Here is a 6,842-nt window from a genome sequence, read left to right as displayed (position 1 = left end):
TCTATCAGGTGGGCCCATATAAAGTTTATGTGGAAACTAAGGGCAACGACCAGATTCGTAAATGCACTATCGTGACCGAGTAACGGCAGGAAGCTGAACAGCGGCCCGCTGCACAATAGGAGGCGGCAACCGATGTGCAGCAGCCTATTGTGGAAGATTAGCAAAAAATAAAAGTAGTCCAATGGGCTACTTTTATTTTTTTTTGGGGTCTGGCTGAACCTTCCAGCCAGAAGACTTTCGCCTGGCTGTTGCTGTCCAATTCGCTTTACTGGGAAGTTCACGTATAATGAACACTAGCGATAACGAATATAATTTTTCTAATAGAGAATCGTATATATTATCGAAATAACGAATAAATGAGGGCCAAACATGAGCGATGCAAGTTTTGAGGAATATTATTTAAGTGCTGAAATTAAGAAGGCACTGGATTTGTTGAAGTACCAAACTCCGACTGAGGTTCAAAGGAAGACCATTCCATGGGCATTAGAAAATAAGGACCTTGTCGTGAGGTCCCAAACAGGGAGTGGCAAGACTGCAGCATTTGGCATCCCTATTTGCGATCAGGTGGAGTGGGCGGAGAAAAAACCCCAGGCGCTCATCCTTACACCAACCAGGGAGCTAGCTGTACAAGTTCGCGAAGATATGACCAATATCGGAAGGTTCAAACGGATAAAAGCGACCGCCGTTTATGGAAAAGAGCCTTTTACGAAACAAAAGGAAGAACTTCAGCAAAAAACACATATAGTCGTCGGTACGCCTGGACGCGTTCGCGATCATATCGAAAGAGGTACACTTCTCCTAGATCAAATCAAGTATTTAGTCATTGATGAAGCAGACGAAATGCTGAATATGGGCTTCATCGATGAAGTGGAAGCCATTATTAATGAGCTCCCTTCAACAAGGGTAACCATGGTCTTTTCGGCGACACTGCCTAAAGATGTGGAAAATCTTTGTCATCAGTATATGAACGATCCAACTCACATTGAGGTGGCGTCTTCAGGTGTGACAACCAGCAGTATTGAACATTTTTTAATGACAGTAAAAGAAGACGAGAAGATGTCTCTTCTTAAAAATGTTACCGTAGTTGAGAATCCGGACAGCTGTATCATTTTTTGCAGGACGAAAGAAAACGTCGAGACTGTTTTTGCCCAGTTGGAGGCAGCTGATTATTCTTGTGAACGACTGCATGGAGGGTTGGAGCAAGAGGATCGCTTTGCCGTTATGGACGGGTTCAAAATGGGGAATTTCCGTTATCTTGTGGCGACCGATGTAGCGGCAAGAGGAATCGATGTTGATAATGTAACATTGATCATCAATTATGATGTCCCAATGGAAAAAGAGAGTTATGTCCACAGAACCGGCAGGACAGGGAGAGCGGGTAAAAAAGGAAAAGCCATTACTTTTTCAACACCGTTTGAGGGGAAATTCATCAACGCGATTGAAAGATACATCGGCTTTGAACTTACTAAAACGGAACCTCCTAAACAGGAGGACGTTGAACGCGTAAGGGCTGATTTTGAGGAAAAATCCCGGGGACGCCGAGTTGTTCATAATAATAAAACAGCTAGAGTCAACAAAGATATTATGAAGCTCCATTTCAGCGGCGGGAAAAAGAAGAAACTTCGTCCATTGGATTTTGTTGGCACGATTGCCAATATCCCTGGCGTCACAGCAGAAGACATCGGGATTATCACCGTAAAAGACCATTTGTCCTATGTGGATATCCTCAATGGAAAGGGAGCACTCGTCCTGCAGGCCATGGAGAATACAACAATAAAGGGGAAAAAGGTGAAAGTTAGCAAGGCGGTAAAGTGATTGGAAATTCCGTTCGTGAAATATACTAAATGTAGGGCCTAATCCGCTGGTGGATTAGGCTTTTCATTACTGTATTGCTGGATAAATGGCGTTTTTTATTTTTAATCGGAAAGATTTTATTCGAGTTGAGTCACTCATACATTGAATAGGAGTTGTTTTTCTTGTAATTTGCGACCCTTTTGTAATTAGGGGTATTGAATCATACGAGTACTAATTTAATGCTGGTAAGGGATAATATAATGCTGATAAGACATCATTTAATGCTGGTTAGCCTAGCTTTAATGCGAGTACTAGGTTTATAGGATCGAGTTTAATGCCAGTACTAGCATTAATTTAACCGGATTTTGGGGTTTTAATATAGTACTAGCATAAAAAAATTGTTCCAGTAGGAGGTCAGAATATCAAAGATGAAGAACAGGACAGAAACAATAATCGAGATAGAAGTTGATTGGCTTGCAAAAGATGAGGAGCTTTTAAATCTGGTTAAAAAAAGTCGTGAGGACCGTAAGAATGGACGTATATACAACAAAGAACAAGGGCTTGCCTTTATTCGGGAGAATGAATGAATAATACAAAGGGTTGCCCTGTGCAGAGGGCAACCCTGTTTTCCTAGTTAAGGACCATTTTCTCCTTTAAATCAATCTTTATCTCCAATTCCTTCAGGTACTGAATAGGGTTCTTTGTGACGGTTGCGAGGTTCATATCTTCTAAATCAGAAATTCCGGAAAAACTGGCCTGGTATTGATTGGTGGTTCCTTCAACCCGCACAGGGGTCTCCGCCGGATCATAACGGTTTCCGGCTGAATCTTCCAGCCAGAAGGCGTTCGCCTGGCTGTACGCGTCATCGCCGTCCGTTTCATAAGTGAAAGTGATGGCTCCGTTCCGCTCCTCCGCCTGCAACACCGTTATACTCCCTATTCCGCCCTGGGAAAGAGTCACTTGTTTCCCTTCCCATTTTTTCTTGATTAGCTCGGGAGTGGTTTCTTTAAATTCATCAAGATAAGGCCTTATGATCAGGAACTCCGGTAAGTCATCGACCGGTTCAAAGGAATGGGTGAAGGCGTGGGTGACTTTTCCTTTCACCGGACCGCCGCCCCCGCCGCCTGTACTAAAAGGCTCCAAGACACGTCCTTTGTTGTCGACAACCTGGTAACTCAGCCAATCATAGGTATTGTCCTCAAGTGCTTTTTCATCCATTACAAGACTAAAGGCAAGTTCTGTCGAGGTGGGGAAGAAGGTAAGCCTGTCGTAAACGATGGCCAAGTCCTCGGTCTCTTTTTTCTTCTTTATAGGGAATACCCGGTTGCTTCCCTTCTTTTCGACAGGAAGCTTGACGACCCAGGACCTTCCTTCACGGGGACGGACCACAAGTGTGAAAGAGTCGGGAATTTCTTCCTGGAACCTTAGACTCACTGTACCAGCATGGACTCCTTCTTCAATTTCTGTTTCCTTTCCACCCATCCCTGAGCTCACTGGCCCTTTTTCGATAGAAAATTCCAGATTGCCCAGGAAATGACTGGATGTCCTGCTTCCCATGCTTTCCCTGATATAGCCAACATGGATATCTCCGCCGTCATACATGGTTTCTGTAAAAGTAACCACCTGACCGTCAATCTCGACCTGCTCCCCAAGCTCGGTTGCCAGCCCGGCTTCCTGGCCTTTTTTCTGGCCAATATTACCCACAAATTCAAAGGCTGACCCGACCACCGGGAGTTCTTTCAGCGTATTGGCAACGGCAGGAGAGACCATCGAAATGCCCAGCGATAGGGCTATAGCGGCTGCAGCTGCTGCCAATCCCACATACATCTTGCGTCCCGGGTTCCTGCGGCGCAGATGCTTTAGCGTCTCTTCTATCCTATGATTAACCAGGTCGGGCATAGGGGAGTTTGCATCCTTTTTCAATTCCTTTTCCCATTTTTCCATGTCTCCATCTCCTCGTCTTTCGCAATGAGCTGCTGCATTTTCTCCCGTGCCCGCCGCAATCTTGTTTTCACCGTGTTTTCGGGTATCTCCAAAATAAGGGCCAAGTCATGAATCGATAGGTCCTCAATATAAAACAATTTTAAAATGTGCTTCTGATCTTCAGGCAGGGCATCAAGCAGCTCATGGACCTCAATCTGCTCAAATCCCTTCTCCCTTATAGAGGGCTCTGTATATTCCTCCATCGAGACAAGCTTTTTCCGCTGCCGGTGGATTTGGTGGCATTCGTTCAAGAGAATCCGGACCAGCCAGGTTTTAAAATAACGCGGCTCACGCAGGGTCCTTATTCCGCGGAATGCTTTAAGGATGGCCTCCTGGATTGCATCCGCACAATCTTCATCGCGGGGAAGGAGGGTCCTGGCCACTTTGTACATCGCCCCTTTATGTTCAGTGATCAGCCTTTCAAAGGAAGCAACATTCCCTTTTATGGCACGTTTCACTTCCTTGTTCTCATCCAAAATCCGCGCCCCTTTCTTTCTGTCTATCTGTTAGATACACAAGTGGATGGTTTGGTTTCATTATAATGATAAAAATAGGAAATGTTTTCGGTCATAAAGAAAAAAGGCGCAAACCAATAGTTGATTCGCACCTTTTTCTTCCTGCTTACTGGACTTTTGGGGGTGATTTTTAAAGGAGGGAGCACCAGCAGCTTTGGCTCTATTGTAGAAACTGCAGGTAGTAAGCAATCTTGGTATAGGGTAAAAATTTGCGTGTTGGATGGGGATGAACTGGGCAATTAGGAAACAAAATCAGGATTGCAGTTGAGCTTAAGTGCTTCAGGGTCCAGGACTTCAATGCAATTCCGGGATGTTTTAATGATTCCCTGGTCTCGCAACACCTTAAGGGAGCGTGCGACCTCCAGCCTTTTCTCCCCAATGATCTCGCCGATTTCGGCCTGGGTAAGGTTGATTCCCATCTTGTTTAAGTAGTGGGTGTAGATGTAAACGATGTTGCAAGTCTTAACAAAGGCGGAATCATAGCTTAGGGTAATCGATTCATGCATGAATAGATTGGAGTGCATGATGACATAATCGAGCATCGCGATGCCTAGATCAGGGTTGTTTTTCAGGGCCTTATAGAAATCTCTCGGCCGAATGCGGATCGTCTCGATATCGGTGATGGCGGTGATCGCGAAGAAATCGACATCAATATGGAATTTCCCATTGATCGGCCTGCTTAAGGAGTAAGGGCAAATAGAACCCTCGCCATGAAAGCAAATCGTCTTGCTAACTCCTTCGATGTGATTGACCGACAACCTGAAAATGCCTTTCTCTACATAGTACAGGTATAAGGGGTCGATATCATTGGTGATGATACTGCCTTTCTCCAGTATATACCTTTCCCCGACTTCCAATAAGAGAGGCTTAAAATCTATAAACTGATTTTCGAAAAACAGAGTGTTCTTACGCAAACGGCTTTTCCTCCCTTTATAAAAAATGAAGCTGCTATCCTCATTTCATCCATTATACTACAACCACCTTTTCCTCTATTTCAAATTTAAGCGAAAATAATAAATACTGTGTATCAAATGATATCGAAAGCGCTTTCTTATGTTTTGTAAGATATAATTACAAAAGCATTTATGGAGAGTGATAGAAAACCTTTTATGTTGGAAAACAACCTAAATAAAAAGTATAGGAGGAAGGGATTGGATGGAAGCAATTTCTTTATTATCCCTAATCTTTGTCATCGCACTGGGAGTTTACACCAAAAAGAATATTGGGATCATCGCGCTGGCGATGGCAATCGTACTAGGAATGATTGGCGGGATTTCAAGCAATGAGATTGTAACTGGTTTTCCTACGAGTCTATTCCTGAATTTGTTTGGAATGTTCTTCTTCTTCGCGATTGCACAGAACAATGGATCCTTGGAACTCTTGTCCAAGAAGCTGTTTGCCTCATTTGGACGTTTTGCGACCTTTTATCCTCTTATGGTCTTTGTCGTAAGCGCTCTCATAACGGTTGTTGACCCGGGTGGCTTGACTGGTTATGTGGTGTTGCCTGCGATTACCATGAGCGTTGGGTACCAGATGGGATACAATCCCATTTTGATAGGAGTGCTGACTATCTTTGGAGCGAACGCTACCCTTATGACACCGGTGGGAGTGTTTGGGAATACAGCCAACTTGATCATCGATTCAGCTGGTTTTCCTAGTTACACAGCACAAATCCTCCTGAATGGTGTGATTCTTTTCTCTATCGCGGGGATTATCTCTTATTTCGGTTTGCGAGGATGGAAGAGGAACCAGCCTGCTGCTGCCGCGTCTTTGGAAGCTGATGCAGGTCCCGTCGACCTTCCGGTTATCAATGGCAAGCAAAAACTGACCTTGCTGATGCTTGTATTGATGATCATGGCCATCATGTTTTTAAAAACGCATGCTGGACTTACGGCGCTGTTTTTCAGCATCATCCTGCTGCTGGCCAAGACTGCTGATGAAAAAAATGCCTTTCTCGGTGTTCCCTGGGAGACGATATTCCTTTGCATCGGGATTGGGAATCTTCTAAGCGTCATTGATACGCTGGGCGGGTTGACCCTTTTGGCTAGCGTGCTGTCTTCCGTTTCTACGGAGTGGACGGTGGCACCTTTACTTGGTATCACTTCGTCGGTCATGTCCTTCTTCGCACTTGCGATAGCCGGTCCTATTCCCACGTTGATTCCGACAATCGAATCGTTGAATACCTTAAACGGTAATCCGTTCATTGATATTGAATTGATAAGCACAGTGATCAATGGTGGATTCACCGCTTCCATTAGTCCTTTGTCGCTGGGTGGCGCAATGGTTCTGGCCGCCTATGGGACATTATTCAAACCAACCGTGGAAGAAAGAACGAGAGTCTTTAACATGTTATTCCTGGTGGCCATCGTGATTTCCATCATCGCTGGTATCCTGGCAAATACCGGTATATACAGAATCACGGCAGGAATATAATTGCTGCTCTATTTCAATCATAAGCTATCAAACTTAAATGGCACTTTTCCTGACTCCAGCAGTGAGGGAGGTATTTGGACTAGGGCATTAAGTCTGGCAAGACAAAATATTGTGAGG

Annotated in this window: 6 protein-coding genes; 3 read left to right on the top strand and 3 right to left on the bottom strand. The window is 44.5% G+C overall.

Annotated features, from left to right (window positions below):
- Nucleotides 1-369: 369 nt before the first annotated feature.
- Nucleotides 370-1,815, top strand: a complete 1,446-nt coding sequence (locus WQ57_RS02020) for a DEAD/DEAH box helicase (RefSeq protein WP_046522000.1) — start codon at nt 370-372, stop codon at nt 1,813-1,815.
- A 407-nt stretch (nt 1,816-2,222) separates the two neighbouring features.
- A complete protein-coding gene (locus WQ57_RS26460; protein WP_156183028.1) occupies nt 2,223-2,381 on the top strand; it encodes a hypothetical protein in 159 nt (52 codons plus the stop codon).
- Between the two features lie 43 nt (nt 2,382-2,424).
- Here WQ57_RS26460 and WQ57_RS02015 read toward each other — a convergent pair whose 3' ends face one another.
- The 3 genes from WQ57_RS02015 to WQ57_RS02005 form a co-directional block, all read right to left on the bottom strand.
- Nucleotides 2,425-3,738 (bottom strand): DUF4179 domain-containing protein, encoded by a 1,314-nt coding sequence (locus WQ57_RS02015; RefSeq protein ID WP_046521999.1) that lies wholly within the window; start codon nt 3,736-3,738, stop codon nt 2,425-2,427.
- The gene (locus WQ57_RS02010; protein ID WP_046521998.1) at nt 3,714-4,253 is read right to left on the bottom strand and encodes a sigma-70 family RNA polymerase sigma factor; all 540 of its coding nucleotides are present in this window, start codon (nt 4,251-4,253) and stop codon (nt 3,714-3,716) included. Before WQ57_RS02010 ends, WQ57_RS02015 begins: the two co-directional genes overlap by 25 nt.
- Before the next feature lie 278 nt (nt 4,254-4,531).
- A complete protein-coding gene (locus tag WQ57_RS02005) occupies nt 4,532-5,206 on the bottom strand; it encodes a Crp/Fnr family transcriptional regulator (protein ID WP_046521997.1) in 675 nt (224 codons plus the stop codon).
- 241 nt (nt 5,207-5,447) lie between these two features.
- Here WQ57_RS02005 and WQ57_RS02000 point away from each other — a divergent pair, with 241 nt between their 5' ends.
- Complete coding sequence (locus WQ57_RS02000) at nt 5,448-6,725, top strand: SLC13 family permease (RefSeq protein ID WP_046521996.1); 1,278 nt, start codon at nt 5,448-5,450, stop codon at nt 6,723-6,725.
- Nucleotides 6,726-6,842 lie beyond the last annotated feature (117 nt).

This window comes from Mesobacillus campisalis, from assembly GCF_000986785.1.
Taxonomy (GTDB): domain Bacteria; phylum Bacillota; class Bacilli; order Bacillales; family Cytobacillaceae; genus Mesobacillus_B; species Mesobacillus_B campisalis.
This window is presented reverse-complemented; position numbering and strand designations above follow the sequence as displayed.